At 65.4% G+C, this 16,072-nt stretch carries 17 protein-coding genes; 11 read left to right on the plus strand and 6 right to left on the minus strand.

The window, feature by feature from the left end; genetic code table 11:
• Positions 1–179 precede the first annotated feature (179 nt).
• Positions 180–1,652 (minus strand): pyruvate kinase, encoded by a 1,473-nt coding sequence (pyk, locus tag ACWPWT_RS07925; protein ID WP_454279238.1) that lies wholly within the window; start codon positions 1,650–1,652, stop codon positions 180–182.
• A 71-nt stretch (positions 1,653–1,723) separates the two neighbouring features.
• Between pyk and ACWPWT_RS07930 the strand changes: the two genes are divergently transcribed.
• The 3 genes from ACWPWT_RS07930 to ACWPWT_RS07940 all read left to right on the plus strand — a co-directional run bounded on the left by ACWPWT_RS07930 (position 1,724) and on the right by ACWPWT_RS07940 (position 2,820).
• Positions 1,724–2,026, plus strand: coding sequence for a DUF1244 domain-containing protein (locus ACWPWT_RS07930; RefSeq protein WP_454279239.1), 303 nt, complete (start codon positions 1,724–1,726; stop codon positions 2,024–2,026).
• 171 nt (positions 2,027–2,197) lie between these two features.
• On the plus strand, positions 2,198–2,458 hold the full coding sequence (locus ACWPWT_RS07935) for a DUF2312 domain-containing protein (RefSeq protein WP_261268946.1): 261 nt from the start codon (positions 2,198–2,200) through the stop codon (positions 2,456–2,458).
• 134 nt (positions 2,459–2,592) lie between these two features.
• Positions 2,593–2,820 carry a hypothetical protein gene (locus tag ACWPWT_RS07940; protein ID WP_454279240.1) on the plus strand — a complete coding sequence of 76 codons (228 nt, stop codon included), beginning with the start codon at positions 2,593–2,595 and terminating at the stop codon, positions 2,818–2,820.
• 98 nt (positions 2,821–2,918) lie between these two features.
• Here ACWPWT_RS07940 and ACWPWT_RS07945 read toward each other — a convergent pair whose 3' ends face one another.
• Entirely contained in the window at positions 2,919–4,382 is a 1,464-nt protein-coding gene (locus ACWPWT_RS07945) for an ATP-binding protein (protein ID WP_307100696.1), read from the minus strand.
• 71 nt (positions 4,383–4,453) lie between these two features.
• Between ACWPWT_RS07945 and ACWPWT_RS07950 the strand changes: the two genes are divergently transcribed.
• From ACWPWT_RS07950 to ruvA, 4 genes are all read left to right on the plus strand, one after another.
• On the plus strand, positions 4,454–4,993 hold the full coding sequence (locus ACWPWT_RS07950; RefSeq protein WP_261268949.1) for a DUF1003 domain-containing protein: 540 nt from the start codon (positions 4,454–4,456) through the stop codon (positions 4,991–4,993).
• A 27-nt stretch (positions 4,994–5,020) separates the two neighbouring features.
• Complete coding sequence (locus ACWPWT_RS07955; RefSeq protein ID WP_056437018.1) at positions 5,021–5,764, plus strand: YebC/PmpR family DNA-binding transcriptional regulator; 744 nt, start codon at positions 5,021–5,023, stop codon at positions 5,762–5,764.
• A 98-nt stretch (positions 5,765–5,862) separates the two neighbouring features.
• Positions 5,863–6,381, plus strand: coding sequence for a crossover junction endodeoxyribonuclease RuvC (gene ruvC, locus ACWPWT_RS07960; RefSeq protein ID WP_261268950.1), 519 nt, complete (start codon positions 5,863–5,865; stop codon positions 6,379–6,381).
• Positions 6,382–6,658: 277 nt separating this feature from the next.
• Positions 6,659–7,258 carry a Holliday junction branch migration protein RuvA gene (gene ruvA / locus ACWPWT_RS07965; protein ID WP_454279241.1) on the plus strand — a complete coding sequence of 200 codons (600 nt, stop codon included), beginning with the start codon at positions 6,659–6,661 and terminating at the stop codon, positions 7,256–7,258.
• A 35-nt stretch (positions 7,259–7,293) separates the two neighbouring features.
• On the opposite strand, the gene ACWPWT_RS07970 is transcribed toward ruvA, so the two are convergent.
• On the minus strand, positions 7,294–8,187 hold the full coding sequence (locus ACWPWT_RS07970; RefSeq protein WP_454279242.1) for a 2-hydroxyacid dehydrogenase: 894 nt from the start codon (positions 8,185–8,187) through the stop codon (positions 7,294–7,296).
• Between the two features lie 170 nt (positions 8,188–8,357).
• Between ACWPWT_RS07970 and ruvB the strand changes: the two genes are divergently transcribed.
• From ruvB to ACWPWT_RS07985, 3 genes are all read left to right on the plus strand, one after another.
• Entirely contained in the window at positions 8,358–9,383 is a 1,026-nt protein-coding gene (gene ruvB / locus ACWPWT_RS07975; protein ID WP_454279243.1) for a Holliday junction branch migration DNA helicase RuvB, read from the plus strand.
• 151 nt (positions 9,384–9,534) lie between these two features.
• Complete coding sequence (locus ACWPWT_RS07980) at positions 9,535–10,746, plus strand: toxic anion resistance protein (protein WP_454279244.1); 1,212 nt, start codon at positions 9,535–9,537, stop codon at positions 10,744–10,746.
• Positions 10,747–10,750: 4 nt separating this feature from the next.
• On the plus strand, positions 10,751–11,485 hold the full coding sequence (locus ACWPWT_RS07985; RefSeq protein WP_454279245.1) for a hypothetical protein: 735 nt from the start codon (positions 10,751–10,753) through the stop codon (positions 11,483–11,485).
• Positions 11,486–12,159: 674 nt separating this feature from the next.
• Here the strand turns inward: ACWPWT_RS07985 and ACWPWT_RS07990 are convergent.
• Positions 12,160–12,690, minus strand: a complete 531-nt coding sequence (locus ACWPWT_RS07990; protein ID WP_454279246.1) for a hypothetical protein — start codon at positions 12,688–12,690, stop codon at positions 12,160–12,162.
• Positions 12,691–12,820: 130 nt separating this feature from the next.
• Between ACWPWT_RS07990 and ACWPWT_RS07995 the strand changes: the two genes are divergently transcribed.
• On the plus strand, positions 12,821–13,192 hold the full coding sequence (locus ACWPWT_RS07995; RefSeq protein WP_261268957.1) for a PRC-barrel domain-containing protein: 372 nt from the start codon (positions 12,821–12,823) through the stop codon (positions 13,190–13,192).
• A 54-nt stretch (positions 13,193–13,246) separates the two neighbouring features.
• Here the strand turns inward: ACWPWT_RS07995 and ACWPWT_RS08000 are convergent, their stop codons facing one another.
• Entirely contained in the window at positions 13,247–13,651 is a 405-nt protein-coding gene (locus ACWPWT_RS08000) for a DUF2924 domain-containing protein (RefSeq protein ID WP_454279247.1), read from the minus strand.
• A gap of 80 nt (positions 13,652–13,731) precedes the next feature.
• Positions 13,732–15,924 carry an excinuclease ABC subunit UvrB gene (gene uvrB, locus ACWPWT_RS08005; RefSeq protein WP_454279248.1) on the minus strand — a complete coding sequence of 731 codons (2,193 nt, stop codon included), beginning with the start codon at positions 15,922–15,924 and terminating at the stop codon, positions 13,732–13,734.
• Positions 15,925–16,072: the final 148 nt, after the last annotated feature.

Here is a 16,072-nt window from a genome sequence, read left to right on the forward strand (position 1 = left end):
CCAGCTCGCCCGGATGAAACGGGCACGCTGGTCCGGCTTGTGGATACAAGCTGATCGGCGGCCACCAAGGTGCCGGCGGCCAGTTCGTCGCCATACCGATCGAAAAGGGGCGGCAGGCGCTGTTCGCGCCGCCGCCCCGATTTCCTTATCCCGGCCATCTCACCGGGTAAGAAAGTGGCTTACGCCTCTTCGCTGCGATCCCCGTAGCTCGCAAGTTCGTCGCCCATGATCCGGGTGACGTGCAGCACATTGGTCGAGCCCGGCGTGCGGAACGGGACGCCCGCCATCAGCACGACCTGATTGCCCGCTTCGGCGATGCCATGGCGCAGCGCCATGCGCTTGGACTTGGCGACCATCTCTTCGAACGACTCGACGTCACGGGTATGCACCGCGTGACAGCCCCAGAGCAGGCCCAGGCGACGTGCCGTCTCCAGCCGCGGGGTCAGGACCAGGATCGGCACCAGGGGACGCTCACGCGCGACGCGCCGAGCGGTCGAGCCGCTGGAGGTGAAGCAGATGATCGCCTTGGACGACACGGTATTGGTGATCCGTGCGGCCGCCTCCGCCAGTGCATCGGCGGTGGTCGGATCGGGGGTCATCGCGGTGAAGTGGACGCGCTCGCCGTGACCGGGATCGCTTTCCACCGACACGCCGATCGCGTTCATCATCGCGACCGATTCGACCGGCCATGCACCCGCCGCCGATTCGGCCGACAGCATGATCGCGTCGGCGCCGTCATAGATGGCGGTCGCCACGTCCGACACCTCGGCGCGGGTGGGCGAAGGGCTCTGGATCATCGACTCGAGCATCTGGGTCGCGACGACGACCGGGCGGCCCATGCGGCGCGACACCTCGACGATGCGCTTCTGGAGCGGCGGGACGGCCTGGGGCGGCAGCTCGACGCCCAGGTCGCCGCGTGCGACCATCACGCCGTCGCACTGCTCGACGATTTCCTCCAGCCGGTCGATCGCCTGCGGCTTCTCGATCTTGGCGAGCAGCGCGGCGCGCCCCTTGATCAGGCCGCGCGCCTCCATCAGATCCTCGGGCCGCTGGACGAAGGACAGCGCGATCCAGTCGACGCCCTGCTCGACCGCAAAGGCCAGGTCCGAACGGTCCTTCTCGGTCAGCGCGGCCATAGGCAGCACCACGTCGGGAACGTTCAGCCCCTTATTGTTCGACAGCGCGCCGCCGACCTCGACTAAGGTGGTGATCTTCTGATCGTCGTGGAAGGCGACGCGCAGCACCAGCTTGCCGTCGTCGAGCAGCAGGCGCGCACCCGGCTCGATCGCGGCGAAGATTTCCTTGTGGGGCAGTTCGACACGGGTCGCGTCGCCCGGCGTCGGATCGCGGTCGAGGATGAAGGTGCTGCCGGTCTCCAGCATCACCTTGCCCTCGGCGAACTTGCCGACGCGCAGCTTCGGGCCCTGAAGATCGGCGAGGATGGTGGTGGGGCGGCCGAATCGCTCTTCCAACGAACGGATCGCCTGGATCAGCGGAACCTTGGACTGCTGGTCGCCATGGCTCATATTGATTCGGAAGGCGTCGGCCCCTGCCTGAAACAGGGTGGCGATCGTTTCGGGATCGCTGCTGGCCGGGCCGAGCGTGGCGAGGACGCGGACTTTGCGTGAACGCGGTGGGAGGGCCTGGGTCATCTTACATCCTGCTTCTTTTCTGGGTGCGTCCTAAAGCCTAATGCGGCGCGATCAACCTTGGAGAGACGAATATGGGCGATGCGGTAGATGCACTGAATGCAATCGATGATCGGGCGGCAGCGGCGGCTTTCCGGCGACTGGTGCTGCACCTACGCCATCGGAGCGATGCCCAGAATGTCGATTTGATGGGTTTGGCGGGCTTTTGCCGCAACTGCCTGTCCGACTGGGTGGGCGAGGCAGCGGAAATCGACAAGGCCCGTGCGCGCGAAGCGATCTATGGCATGCCCTATGATGCGTGGAAGACGCAGCATCAGGGCGAGGCGACGCCCGAACAGTTGGCGCGCATGGCCGAAAGCGTGAAGAAGAACGCCTAACGAACATGCCCGCTTGAGCCCGGCGGCGGAACCGCCTAGACCCGCCGCCGATCCCGACATGGGGCCCGATCCGGCCGCGCCAGACCGACCTTCGCTTGATTGAGGGGGCAGGTTGGGGCCGCGACATGGATTCGGTCATGCGGGCATATCGGTATTCAGAGGGTTAAGACGATGGCGGACGACAATTACGACAGCAGCGGCAATGTGACGGCCGACGAGCTGCGCCTGCTGATCGAGCGGGCCGAGCGGCTGGAAGAAGAGAAGAAGGGCATTTCGGACGACATCAAGGACGTCTTCGCCGAAGCCAAGGCGCGCGGGTACGACCCCAAGGCGATCAAGAAGATCATGCAGATCCGCAAGAAGAAGCGTGAGGAATATCAGGAAGAGGAAGCCATCCTCGAAGTGTATATGAAGGCGTTGGGCATGATCTGATCCCGGTTTTCCGGTTTCAAGATGCGAAGGGCGGCGGGACTTTGGGCTCCGTCGCCCTTTTTGTTTGGGGCGGGCGGCGGTGCGTGGCCTTCGACTTCGCTCAGGCTGAACGGGGGTGGTGGACGTAAGGGAATTTGCGTTTCAGGCGAAAAGGCGCACGCCAGGCTGACATTTTCCTGAAGACCGGCATATCGTCGCGCCGGATGGCGACGTTGGGCGATGAGGGAACGATGGGGCTTTTCGCTGTTCTGGCTGTTCCCGCCATCATCATGCTAAGCTGGTCGGACCAATTGCTTGCGATGCTGTTGGAACGGAAGATCCGCCGTGATGAAGATAAGCCAGCAAAACGTCGCGAGAGGTAGGGCGTTGGCTTGCGCCATAGCCGCGGACCAAGGTTTTTATCGGCCGTAACCCCCAACCTCCGTTCAGCCTGAGCGAAGTCGAAGGCCACGCGAACCGCTCACCCCATCTCCGCTGCCTGGGTCGTCCAGCCCAATCGCGGAATCGTGATCGACCGCTTCCCCGTCAGGTCGGTGCGGCACACAAACAGGTCGCGACTCTCGATATAGGCGATCAACCGCTTCACCCGGCCGAGCGAACTGGTACCATAGGTCTCGGCGATCTTGGTATCCGGCGGGCAGGGCAGGCCCTCCCGCGCCGCGCGCGCGACCAGCAGGAACGCGCCCAGCATGTCGTCGGGCAGCATCCCGGCCAGCGCCAGCGCCTCCTGCCAGTCGGGATCGTTCACGTCGAAAATCCCCGCCCGCGCGCAGGACAGCCGCCGGGCGAAGCCGTTCAGGTCGAGCGGCGGCCGCGCAAGGCCCGCCATCCGGCAGCGCACCTGGAAATCCTGGAACAGCACCGAGGCAGGGCGGAAGGTCGATTCGGGGTCCTCTACGATTGCGCGCAGCACCTGTTCGTAGATCGCCTCGACCTCGCCCTCGTCCATTTCGGGCGCGGGCGGCGCGGCGGTGGTGGGCAAGGGCGGGCGCCCGAGATCGGCCATCAGTTCCTCGGCGGGCACCCGGCGCGGGCGCGGGTCGAAGGTCATGGGCAGGGTCGGGGCTTCCTCGACCGGCGCGAAGAGCAGTTCCTGCAAATCGGGCGGCGGCGCGTCGGGCAGGGGGGTCAGCTTGGGGCTGCCCGAGCGGGCCGAGGTCTCGACCGCGCCGATCTTCACCGTGATCGGCCGACGCGAGACGGCGGGCCCCAGCGCCAGGAAGGTGCCGCGCGCCAGATCGCGGATCGAGTCAGCCTGCCGCCGCTCCATGCCCAGCAGGTCGGCGGCGCGCGCCATGTCGATGTCGAGGAAGGTGCGGCCCATCAGGAAGTTGGACGCCTCGGCGGCGACGTTCTTGGCGAGCTTGGCGAGTCGCTGGGTCGCGATCACCCCCGCCAGGCCACGCTTGCGCCCACGACACATCAGATTGGTCATGGCGGAGAGTGAGGCGCGGCGGACCTCCTCCGACACTTCGCCTCCGGTGGTGGGCGCGAAGAGCTGCGCCTCGTCCACCACGACCAGCGCGGGATACCAATGCTCGCGCGGGGCATCGAACAGCGCGTTCAGGAACGTCGCGGCGCAGCGCATCTGCCCCTCGATCTCCAGCCCCTCCAGGCTGAGGACCACTGAGGCGCGGTGTTCGCGGATTCGCGCGCCGAACCGCCCGACCTCACGCTCGGCATAGTCGCCCGCCTCGATCACGACATGGCCATAGGCCTTGGAAAGCGTGACGAAATCACCCTCGGGGTCGATCACCACCTGTTGCACCTGGCCCGCCGATTTCTCGAGCAGGCGGCGCAGAAGATGCGACTTTCCCGACCCCGAATTGCCCTGCACCAGCAGGCGGGTCGCCAGCAGTTCCTCCAAATCGATCGGCACCGACGAGCCACGCTCATCGGTTCCCATATCCACGCGTACCGTCATGACTCTGGCGTTTGGCCGATCAACGCCCCAAGGAGCAAGGCATTTGATTCCCTGAACGGAGCCCTTCGCTCATGGCCCTGTCGACCGCCGCCGAAATCGCCCGCCGCACGCTGGGCAAGCCCGCGCACGAACTGGACGAGGAAGAGGCCCAGGTCATTGCCGATATCGAGTCGGGCAATCTCAGCGCGCGCGACGCCGCCGATGTCGCGGACGAGACCTCGACCTGGGGCGAAAGGCTGGCCGACCGGGTCGCGGCGGTCGGGGGAAGCTGGGGCTTCATCATCACCTTTTCGGTGATCTTGCTCGGGTGGATGCTGCTCAACTCGGACGTGCTCAGCCATTTCGGGCTGGTCTTCGATCCCTATCCCTACATTTTCCTTAACCTGATGCTCTCGACGCTGGCGGCGATCCAGGCGCCGGTCATCATGATGAGCCAGAACCGGCAGTCGGCAAAGGACCGGCTGGCCGCCAGCCTCGACTATCGCACCAATTTGCGCGCCGAGATCGACATATTGCGCCTGCACCATAAGCTGGACAACGCGGTCACCGAACGGCTCGATAGTCTGGAGGCGAAGATCGACGGGTTGGCAAAGGCCCTGTCGCGGTCGTAGAGAGCGCGATCATATCAAGAGGCACCGATGGCAGGCCACAGCAAATTCAAGAACATCATGCACCGCAAGGGCGCGCAGGATAAGAAGCGCTCGGCGGCATTCTCCAAGCTTTCCCGCGAAATCACCGTTGCGGCGAAGATGGGCACGCCCGATCCGGACATGAACCCGCGTCTGCGCGCGGCGGTCAATGCGGCCAAGGCGGCGTCGATGCCCAAGGACAATATCGCGCGCGCGATCGACAAGGCTTCTCGCGGCGACGGAGAGAATTACGAGGAAGTCCGGTACGAGGGCTTCGGCCCCGGCGGCGTCAGCCTGATCATCGAGGCGCTGACCGACAATCGCAATCGCACCGCGACCAATGTCCGCACCGCGGTATCGAAGAATGGCGGCAACCTGGGTGCCGGTGGTTCGGTCAGCCATGGTTTCGACCGGATGGGCCTGATCAACTATCCCGCCAGCGCGGGCGACGCCGAAAAGGTGTTCGAGGCGGCGTTGGAGGCCGGTGCCGAAGACGTGACCTCGTCGGAGGACGGCCACGAGATCTGGACCGCGCAGGGCGATTTGCACGAAGTCGCCAAGGCGCTGGAGCCCGTGCTGGGCGAGGCGGAAGGCGCCAAGCTCGCCTGGCGTCCGCAGACCATGGTGTCGGTGGACGAAGCGGCGGCGGCGACGCTGTTCAAGCTAATCGACACGCTGGACGATGACGACGACGTCCAGACCGTCTGGGGCAATTACGAAGTCTCCGACGAAGTGATGGAAAAGCTGGCCTGAACCCTGATCCTCCCCAGGCAAAGTCTGGGGAGGGAAACCGCCGGGTGAAACCGGTTGTGGAGGGGCAGGACCATAGATCATCCCTCTCAAGGCGACCCATGACCGTACCCCCCGCCATCATCCTCGGCCTCGATCCCGGCCTCGGCACCACCGGCTGGGGGGTGATCGCGGTGGAAGGCAACCGGCTGCGTCACGTCGCCAATGGTCAGATCAAAACCGAGCCGTCGATGGTGCTCCCCCGCCGCCTCGCGAACCTCCACGCCGCGCTCTACGACGTGATCCGCCAGCAACAGCCCGACGGCGCGGCGGTGGAAGAGGTGCTGGGCAACAGCAATGCGCAGTCCACGCTGAAACTGGGGCAAGCGCGCGGCATCGTGTTGCTCGCGGCGGCGCAGGCGGGGCTGGTGGTCGGTGAATATCACCCCAGCATCGTCAAGAAGGCGACGGTCGGCACCGGCGGCGCGGACAAGAAACAGGTGCAGGCGATGGTCGGCCATCTGCTGCCGGGCGTGAAGCTGACCGGCCCCGACGCGGCCGATGCCTTGGCGGTGGCGATCACCCATGCGCATCATCTGGCAAGTGCGCGGGCGATGCAGCGGCGGGCTTCGGCGGTTTAGGAATTTTGGCTCACGCGAAGCCGCGATGCCGCGAAGAAGAAGGTGGTTTCGCGCGGAGGCGCAGAGAGCGCGGAGGTGGCGACCCGTTTGGCGCATTATCCGCTTCACGCACCGATCGAGATTGTAGGGCCGCTGGCGCGGCGGGCGAAAAACCTCTGCGTCCTCCGCGCCTCCGCGCGAAAATCTATTCCTTCGCGTCATCGCGACTTCGCGTGAATCAGATTTGCGTCTCATCGAAGTGGGTGACGAAATCCCCGTTTTGTTCTAACCCTACGCCATGATCGCGCATCTCAAGGGACGTTTGGACTCCACCGGTATCGACCATGCGGTGATCGATGTCGGCGGTGTGGGCTATCTGGTCGGCGCTTCGGCGCGCACCCTGTCTGCCATCGGCCCGGTGGGCGAGGCGGCGATGCTGCATACCGAGATGCTGGTGTCGGAGGATTCGATCCGCCTGGTCGGTTTCGCCAGCGCCGACGAGCGCGACTGGTTTCGCTTGCTGACCGGCGTGCAGGGCGTGGGGTCGCGCGTGGCGCTGGCGATCCTGTCGGCGCTGGAGCCCGCCGACCTGATGCGTGCGATCGCCAGCGGCGACAAGGCTATGGTGGCCCGCGCCAACGGTGTCGGGCCGAAGCTTGCCCAGCGGATCGTCATGGAGTTGAAGGACAAGGTCAGCGGGATCGTGCTGGCACCGGGATCGGGTGGCGGCATGGCCGCGCCGGTCGGGGCGGGGGCCGATGCGGTGTCCGCGCTGCTCAACCTGGGCTTCCGTCCCGCCGAGGCGAGCGCGGCGGTGGCGGCGGCGGAAGAGGAATTGGGCGCGACGGCCTCGCTCGATGCGCTGGTTCGCCTGGCGTTGCGCAAGGCGGCGAAATAGCGCGGAGGCTGGGGCCAAAAGGCCAAGCGCCTCCGCTAACCCAGTAGCCCCGGCGGCTCCCGCCCGTCGAAATGGGCCTCCAGATTGGCGATCACCATCTGCGCCATTTCCGCGCGCCCCTCGCGTGTCGCGCTCCCCTGGTGCGGAGCGAGCACGACATGGTTCATCCGCCGCAGAGCATAGGGCACCTCGGGTTCGTCGGCGAACACGTCCAGCCCCGCCCCGGCGATCCGGTGGCTTTCCAGCGCGGCGATCAGCGCCTCCTCGTCGACCAGGCTCCCGCGTGCGATATTGACCAGCACGCCATCGGCGCCCAGCCGGTCCAGCACCTCCGCATCCACCGCCCCGTGCGTCTCCGTGCCACCGGGCGCCGCGAGGATCAGCACGTCGCTCTCTTCCGCCAGTTGCGCCAGTTCGGGGACATAGCGCCACGCCACCGGCTTGGCCGAGCGGGCAGTGTAGAGGATCTCTGCGGCAAAGGGCTCGGCGCGTTTGGCGATGGCCTGGCCGATCCGCCCCAGCCCGAAAATGCCGATCCGCCGCCCCGTCGCCCGGCGGCCCAGTGGCACCGTCCAATTGCCCATCCGCAAGGCCCGGTCATTGGCGGCAATCCGCCGATCGACCGCCAGCCACAGCGCAATGGCCTGGTCCGCGACATCGTCGGTCAGCGCATCGGGGGTGATCGCGATCCGGATGCCGCGTGCGGCGACGGCTTCGCGGTCGATCCCGTCGAAACCCACTCCGTGCACCGCGATGATCTGCAACGCCGGCAGTTGATCGAGCAGCGCGGCATCGACCGTCATCATGCCGCCGCCGACAATGGCGCGGGCGGTCGGTGGGGGCGTGTCGCGATGAAGCGTGAAGCGTTCGGCCAGTGCGATTTCCAGGGCGGGCGGAATGGCGGTTGCCAGAAAAATGTCCTGCGGCATGGCATCTGTTGTAGCGCGATTCTGCGGTAAGTCCGCTACCTAGGTTTGGTGAGGTCGCTGCGGCGGCTGTCCCTGTCGGCTATCCCCTGCTATGTTCGTGCAATGTTCGCTGACGTCGCCATCATCGCTTTGCTCGACAACCCCGTCGCCTGCTCGCTAGGGCAGCGCGCGTGACCGACCCAGACCGCCTTCTGTCCGCCAGCCGTCGTCCCGAGGATGTCGATGCCGCGCTCCGTCCCAAGAGCCTGGACGAGTTCGTCGGGCAGCAGGCGGCGCGCGACAATTTGCGCGTTTTCATCCAGGCGGCGCGCGGGCGCGGCGATGCGCTCGACCATGTCCTGTTCTTTGGCCCGCCGGGGCTGGGCAAGACGACGCTGGCGCAGATCATCGCGCGCGAGATGGGCGTGGGTTTCCGCGCGACTTCCGGCCCGGTCATCGCCAAGTCGGGCGACCTCGCCGCGCTGCTGACCAATCTCGAGGACGGCGACGTGCTCTTCATCGACGAGATCCACCGCCTGCAACCGGCGGTCGAGGAAGTCCTGTACCCGGCGATGGAGGACCGCGTCCTCGACCTGATGATCGGCGAGGGGCCGTCCGCGCGATCGGTGCGGATCGATCTGCCGCGCTTCACCCTGGTGGGGGCGACGACGCGGCAGGGGTTGCTGACCACGCCGCTCCGCGATCGTTTCGGCATTCCGGTCCGCCTGCAATTCTACACTGTCGAGGAACTGACCCGCGTCGTCACCCGTGCCGCGCGGCTGCTCGACCTGCCGATCGCCGAGGATGGCGCGATGGAGGTGGCGCGGCGTTCGCGGGGTACGCCGCGTATCGCCGGGCGGTTGCTGCGCCGGGTGCGCGACTTTGCCAGCGTTGCGGGACATGACATCGTCCATGCGGCGGCGGCGGACCAGGCGCTCAACCGGCTGGAGGTCGATGCGCTGGGGCTGGATGCGATGGACCGGCGCTATCTGACGATGATCGCCGATGTCTATCGTGGCGGCCCGGTGGGGGTGGAGACGCTCGCCGCCGGACTGTCCGAGCCGCGCGACACGATCGAGGAGGTGATCGAGCCCTATCTGATCCAGCTCGGCCTGCTCGCGCGGACGGCGCGGGGGCGCATCCTGAATGCGGGCGGTTGGAAGCATCTGGGGCTGAACCCGCCGGTGGGGTCGCAGGACGGGTTGTTCGACGCGTAAGGGGGGGGCGACCGTCCTCCCAAACCTCGCTCAAGCTGGACGGGGAAGGGGAACCCGTGCGGAGACGTCCTATAGTATTAGCCCTATAATACACTTGAACCATGCGCCCATCCCCTCCACACTAGGGGCAAGGCATTTGGAGACTTTGAGAATGGCCACGACCGCCGACACCGCGACCCAGGAAAAGGGGCTGACTCTCACGCCGCCCGATCCCGTGCCGACGGTCGCGCCGTCCCAGGCCGCCGGGCTTGTGCCCGTGGACGACAAGACGCGCAGCCAGCTCGAGCAGAAGGTCGACGGCTTCGTCGCCGAGCTGATCGCGCAGGATGTGAACAGCCCCGAATTCGGCCGCCGCGTCGATGCGATCACCGCCATGGGGCAGAAGGAAATCCGCGAGGCGGCCAGCCAGTCCAACCGCTTCCTCGACCGCCCGGTCAAGGCAATGGACGGCGAGACCGGCGTGGGCAAGGACCTGACCGAGTTGCGCCGCGTGGTCGAAAGCCTCGATCCCGGTCGGCAGGGCAATCTCTCGGCACCGCGCAAGCTGCTGGGCATCCTGCCCTTCGGCAACAAGATGCGCGACTATTTCGACGGCTATCGCTCGTCGCAGACGCATATCGCCGCGATCCTGAAGAGCCTGTCCTCGGGCCGTGACGAACTGCTGATGGACAATGCCGCGATCGATACCGAGCGGGCGAATTTGTGGTCCGCCATGGGGCGGTTGGAGCAGATGATCCATCTGTCCAAGACGATGGACGCCAAGCTGGAGGATACGGCCAACGAGCTGGATCACACCGATCCCGCCAAGGCCAAGGCGATCCGCGAGACCGCACTCTTCTACACGCGCCAGCGGACGCAGGACCTGCTGACCCAGATGGCGGTCACGGTGCAGGGCTATCTGGCGCTCGATCTGGTCAAGAAGAACAATGTCGAGCTGGTGAAGGGCGTCGACCGCGCCTCGACCACCACCGTCTCGGCTTTGCGCACCGCCGTCACCGTGGCGCAGGCGCTGGCTAATCAGAAGCTGGTGCTCGACCAGATCACCGCGCTCAACTCGACCACCGCCAACATCATCGATTCGACCGGCAAGCTGCTGCGCAGCCAGACCGCGCAGATCCATGAGCAGGCGGCGGCCTCGACCATCCCGCTGGAAACGCTGCAACGCGCCTTCCAGAACATCTATGACACGATGGACGCGATCGACAGCTTCAAGCTGAAGGCGCTCGATTCGATGAAGACCACCGTCACGACGCTGGGCAACGAAGTCGAGAAGTCGAAGGGCTATATCGCGCGGGCCGAGGGGGCGCAGAACCCGCAATTGACCAGCGGCGCATCGTCGTCGTTCAAGCTGGAGGCGCTGTAAGCCCGTGACCACACCCCGCTCGAACGAGGTCGATGCCCAGATCGAGCGTGCGCGCGAAGTGATGGCGCGCATCTCGCAGGATTATCGCGGGTCCGCGCAGCAGACCGTCAAGCGGGTGCGACGCCGCGCCCGCTCGGCCCTGCAACGCGTGATCCTGATCGCCATCGCCAATGCCGCCATCCTGATCGCGGCGATGGTGACGGGCCTGATCCTGCCCGGCGGCATCGGCATTTTCGGGGCACTGGCGGCGATGATGCTGATGATCGCGGTGACGCTTGCCATCGCCCTGGCCCCCGCCGCGCGCGCGCCGACCCCGGCCAAGCTGGCGCAGGTCGATATCAAGGCGTTGCCCGCGCAGACCGAACGCTGGCTGGAGGCGCAGCGCCCACTGCTGCCCGCGCCCGCCGTGCAACTGGTCGACCGGATCGGCCAGCGGCTCGACACGCTGTCGCCGCAACTGGCGGGGGTCGACAATGACACCGCCGAGGCGATGGAAGTCCGTCGCCTGATCGGGGAACAACTCCCCGCCTTTCTGCGCGACTATGAGCGGGTGCCCGAGCCGTTGCGCCGGGTCGAGCGCAATGGGCGGACGCCGGACGCGCAGCTGGTCGACGGATTGAAGCTGATCGAGCAGGAAATCGGTGACATGACCCAGCGTCTGGCCCAGGCCGACCTCGATAGCCTTTCGACGCGCGGCCGCTTCCTGGAAATGAAATATCGCGAGGAAAAGACGGACTGACGCACCGCCCAGGCCGGAATTCGGCTGAGGGGCGCTGACACGTCACTCTGGTCGCGGCTTAAGGGGAGCCCGGCCTTTGCCGGGGTGGTGCGTCGGGCAAATTCCGCAACGATCCCCGCCGAGAGGGGAGGGGATCGTGCGAAGCGCCGAACGGCGTTTGGCCAAATTGCTCTGGCGAGACACCCTCCGTCGGACATGCGGCGCGTCCTGCGAGGTGAAGTAGGGCATGAATGTCGATTGGCCCGGAAATCGGAATGTCGCCCGAAGATCACAGCCTATGCGGGGGTGGCGTTTATGGCGTGCCTTACCCCCAAAATGAAAAGAGGCTGCCGGGGCGTCATCACGACGACCCGGCAACCCCTAAACATGGTCAGCGGCCGGAGAGCTCCAGCCCGGGAAACCATGCGGGCCTCATGACATCCAGATGCGACCGTTGATTGGAGGAAAATACCCCCCGACCGCATCCATCAATGTCAGAGACCGGCCCCCCGAACGAACTGAACCGACCCCCTTGCTGAACCATGAGACATCGGATCACCTCCTTTCGCTAGTGGATAGCCAACGCGCCCTTTCAAAGTGCGCGATCGCAATGTGCGTAGTCGGAGAGCGATAAACAAGACTTGTAATGCAACGATGTTTGTCCGAGCATCTCGCGCCCGCCAAACGGCGGGGACTCATCCCCGACAATCTTCGATCACGCGCCCGATCTCGGCATAAGCGGGAATGACCAGCGGCGTGTGGCCGCTCTGCTCGACGGTGAACCGCCCCCGGCTGAACGCCATGGCGTCGAGCAGCGGATCATTGGTGGCGAGTACCGTTTCCGCGCCGGTCGCGGCCGCGCGCAGGGTCAGCGTCCGGGTCAGGCTGGAGGTGCGAATCGTGACCGCCCCGGCTACCGCGGCCGGACGATCGAGCCGGATCTGCCGCGTGCGCGGATCGCAGGTCAGCGACAGCCGGGGCATACCCGCCGCGCCGAACACAGCGACCGAGCCTTGCGCCGTCCGCTGATACCGCCAGTCGCCAGGCGTCAGCGGCCAGTCGCGCCAATCCGCACCCAGAACGGGGCGCGGCGCGGGCAGGGCGGGCTGTGGCGCGGTCCGTGCGGGCGGCGGCGCCTCGGGACGTGGCGTGGCGGGGATACAGCCGGACAGGGCGGCGGCCACGACCATCGTCGGGGCAAGGGAAGCAAGGGACAGGCGACGCATCGCACCCAGCCTATGGGCAAGCGCGCCGCGCGGCTCAACCCCATGCTGCGGCGGACCGTGCCGATGCGGCGGGCATCGGAACCGGGCCTCGCTCTGACGGGTTTGGATGGGCGATAAACGGAGATTAAGAATGGCCGATCACGACACGCCGACCCTGATCCTGGTTCAGTCCAATGTCTCGGGTACGTTGAAGCTGGAAAGCCGCGATGGCGACACGATCGGCGCGGTCCATGCCTTCATGGTTCATAAGCGCTCGGGCCGCGCGACCCATGCGGTGCTGGCGCTGGGCGGGTTCCTGGGCATGGGCAAGAGCTTCTATCCCGTGCCGTTCAGCCTGTTGCAGTTCGATCCGGTGGGCGACCAATATGTCATCACCGTCGATCGTCGCCTGCTGGAGGGCGGACCGAGCTGGGCCAACAACGCGCCCGTGTTCGACCAGGCTTATGCGGATCGCGTCGCGGGATATTATGGTGTCGGCACCGAGAATCTGAGCATGGGCTGAGCGGCGACGGGCCAATGGCTTCGGGTTCGTGACGGGGGGGGGCGTCCACACGGGTCACCATCTTTTCGGAAGGTTGCCGAGTCGACGCCATGTCTCGTCGCCCGGTCTTTTGACGGACCAGAACATGAGGCCATTGACGTTGGTCGATGTGACGGCCTTTGCTGCCGCCGAAGCCGAAGAATGTGCAAGGCCCTCTGCATCGGTCAACTGACCGCTCCGAATTGTCGCCTCATGCGTCCGGCCCTTGTATTGGGCGCGAAGCTGCGTGCCGTTGGGCATCCATCGGCCGCTAAGATAGCATCCCTCTTCTTCTCGACCTGTGCCGGCGATCGCCTCTGACGCCTCTCCCGCTGGCAAGTTCAACAAAGCGCGGAGCACATCATTGTAGCTGTGCGCTTCATCGCGTCGCAGAGCGGTCAGTGCCTTCCACACGGCGAAATCCACATCAATGCTCTGCATGTCGATCCTTTCGGCGTGCAGGATAGCATCGGCATGCGATCGATCAATAGCACTAATAGTACTATTTTGTAGCAGGTGCGTCAGTTCGCCTTGCGCCCGCTGGCGAACTTCTTGCTCTTCCCGAACCGCGTCTTGCGCGTCCCCGGCTTGCCCTCGTTGGATCGACCCATGATCGGGGCCTTCTGCTCATGGACGGGCAGGCCCAGTTCTTCATTCTCCAGCTGTCGGATTTCGTCGCGCAAGCGGCCCGCTTCCTCGAATTCGAGGTCGGCGGCGGCCTTGCGCATCTTCTTTTCCAACTCCTCGATATAGGCGCGCAGATTGTGGCCGACCATATGCGGACGGTCCTCGTCGATCGGCACGGTCACCTGATCGCCGCTGGCGACATGTGCGATGATGTCGCCGATCTGGCGACGGATCGTCTGCGGCGTGATGCCATGTTCGGCATTATAGGCCATCTGCTTCTCGCGACGCCGTGACGTCTCGGACATGGCGCGTTCCATCGATCCGGTGATCCGGTCGGCATAGAGGATCACACGCCCGTCAACGTTGCGCGCCGCGCGCCCGATCGTCTGGATCAGCGAGGTCTCGGAGCGTAGGAACCCTTCCTTGTCCGCGTCGAGGATCGCGACCAGCCCGCATTCGGGAATGTCCAATCCCTCGCGCAGCAGGTTGATGCCGATCAGCACGTCATACACGCCCAGCCGAAGGTCACGGATCAGCTCGATACGCTCCAGCGTCTCGACGTCGGAGTGCATGTAGCGGACCTTGATCCCCGCCTCGTGCATATATTCGGTCAGATCCTCCGCCATCCGCTTGGTCAGCGTGGTGACGAGGGTGCGGTAGCCGAGTTCGGTCGTCTTGCGCGCCTCGATGATCAGGTCCTGCACCTGTTCCTCGACCGGCTTGATCTCAACCGGTGGGTCGATCAGCCCGGTGGGGCGGATGACCTGTTCGACGAACACGCCGCCGGTCTGCTCCATCTCCCAATTGCCGGGCGTGGCCGAGACGCTGACCGTCTGCGGGCGCATCGCGTCCCATTCGTTGAAGCGCAGCGGCCGGTTGTCGATCGCGGAGGGCAGACGGAAGCCATATTCGGCCAGCGTGATCTTGCGCCGATGGTCGCCGCGCGACATGCCGTTGATCTGGCCGATGGTGACATGGCTCTCGTCGACGAACAGCACGGCGTTTTCGGGCAGATACTCGAACAAAGTGGGCGGCGGCTCGCCGGGCAGGCGGCCGGTCAGGAAGCGGCTGTAATTCTCGATGCCGTTGCAGCTGCCGGTGGCGGCGATCATCTCCAGGTCGAAATTGGTACGCTGCTCCAGCCGCTGGCGCTCCAGCAGCTTGCCCTCGATCTCCAGCTCCTTCAGCCGCTCGGCCAGCTCGAACTTGATCGCCTCGACCGCCTGCTTCATCGTCGGACCCGGCGTCACATAGTGGCTGTTGGCGTAGATGCGCACCGAGTTGAGATGCGCGACCTTCTTGCCGGTCAGCGGGTCGAACTCGACAATCTCCTCGATCTCGTCCCCGAAGAACGAGATGCGCCAAGCCGAATCCTCATAGTGCGAGGGGAAGATTTCGAGATTGTCGCCCTTCACCCGGAAATTGCCGCGCATGAAGGCGGCGTCGTTGCGCTTGTACTGGAGCGCGACGAGCTTGCGGATGATCTCGCGCTGGTCGACGCTCTGACCTTTCTTCAGGTCGAAGATCATCGCCGAATAGGTTTCGACCGAACCGATACCATAGAGACACGACACCGAGGCGACGATGATGACGTCGTCGCGCTCCAGCAGCGCGCGCGTCGCCGAGTGGCGCATCCGGTCGATCGACTCGTTGATCGAGCTTTCCTTCTCGATATAGGTGTCGGACCGGGGCACATAGGCCTCTGGCTGGTAATAATCGTAATAGCTGACGAAATATTCGACCGCGTTGTTGGGGAAAAAGTTCTTGAACTCCCCATAGAGCTGCGCCGCCAGGATCTTGTTGGGCGCCAGGATCAGCGCGGGGCGTTGCAACTCCTCGATCACCTTGGCCATGGTGAAGGTCTTGCCCGAGCCGGTGACGCCCAGCAGGACCTGGTCCTTGTCGCCCGCGCGCGCCGCGGCGGTCAGTTCGCGAATCGCGGCCGGCTGGTCGCCATTGGCGGTATAGTCGGTGACCAACTCGAAACGCTTGCCCCCTTCGGCCTTTTCGGGGCGCGACGGACGGTGGGGGATGAAGCTGACCCCGGTTTCGGGTTCATCGAGGGTGGTGCGGATCTGGATCGCCATGGGGGGAATATGGGTCCGGTTGCGCTTTTGTTCCAGTGGTTCCGGCATTGGGGCGTGGGCTTCGGCTTCGCTCAGCCCAAACGGAGCGGGGAGTGAGTCTGGATACCCAACGCCGTTCAGCCTGAGCGAAGTCGAAGGCCAAGGGTGC

This window comes from Sphingomonas sp. Marseille-Q8236 (assembly GCF_965112005.1).

Coding starts and splice junctions, on each gene's coding strand:
- ACWPWT_RS08000 (WP_454279247.1), bottom strand. CDS start 13,651: ATGCAGAGCATTGATGTGGATTTCGCCGTGTGGAAGGCACTGACCGCT.
- ACWPWT_RS07970 (WP_454279242.1), bottom strand. CDS start 8,187: ATGCCGCAGGACATTTTTCTGGCAACCGCCATTCCGCCCGCCCTGGAA.
- ACWPWT_RS07980 (WP_454279244.1), top strand. CDS start 9,535: ATGGCCACGACCGCCGACACCGCGACCCAGGAAAAGGGGCTGACTCTC.
- ruvA (WP_454279241.1), top strand. CDS start 6,659: ATGATCGCGCATCTCAAGGGACGTTTGGACTCCACCGGTATCGACCAT.
- uvrB (WP_454279248.1), bottom strand. CDS start 15,924: ATGGCGATCCAGATCCGCACCACCCTCGATGAACCCGAAACCGGGGTC.
- ACWPWT_RS07935 (WP_261268946.1), top strand. CDS start 2,198: ATGGCGGACGACAATTACGACAGCAGCGGCAATGTGACGGCCGACGAG.
- ACWPWT_RS07990 (WP_454279246.1), bottom strand. CDS start 12,690: ATGCGTCGCCTGTCCCTTGCTTCCCTTGCCCCGACGATGGTCGTGGCC.
- ACWPWT_RS07950 (WP_261268949.1), top strand. CDS start 4,454: ATGGCCCTGTCGACCGCCGCCGAAATCGCCCGCCGCACGCTGGGCAAG.
- ACWPWT_RS07955 (WP_056437018.1), top strand. CDS start 5,021: ATGGCAGGCCACAGCAAATTCAAGAACATCATGCACCGCAAGGGCGCG.
- ruvC (WP_261268950.1), top strand. CDS start 5,863: ATGACCGTACCCCCCGCCATCATCCTCGGCCTCGATCCCGGCCTCGGC.
- pyk (WP_454279238.1), bottom strand. CDS start 1,652: ATGACCCAGGCCCTCCCACCGCGTTCACGCAAAGTCCGCGTCCTCGCC.
- ACWPWT_RS07945 (WP_307100696.1), bottom strand. CDS start 4,382: ATGACGGTACGCGTGGATATGGGAACCGATGAGCGTGGCTCGTCGGTG.
- ACWPWT_RS07930 (WP_454279239.1), top strand. CDS start 1,724: ATGGGCGATGCGGTAGATGCACTGAATGCAATCGATGATCGGGCGGCA.
- ACWPWT_RS07995 (WP_261268957.1), top strand. CDS start 12,821: ATGGCCGATCACGACACGCCGACCCTGATCCTGGTTCAGTCCAATGTC.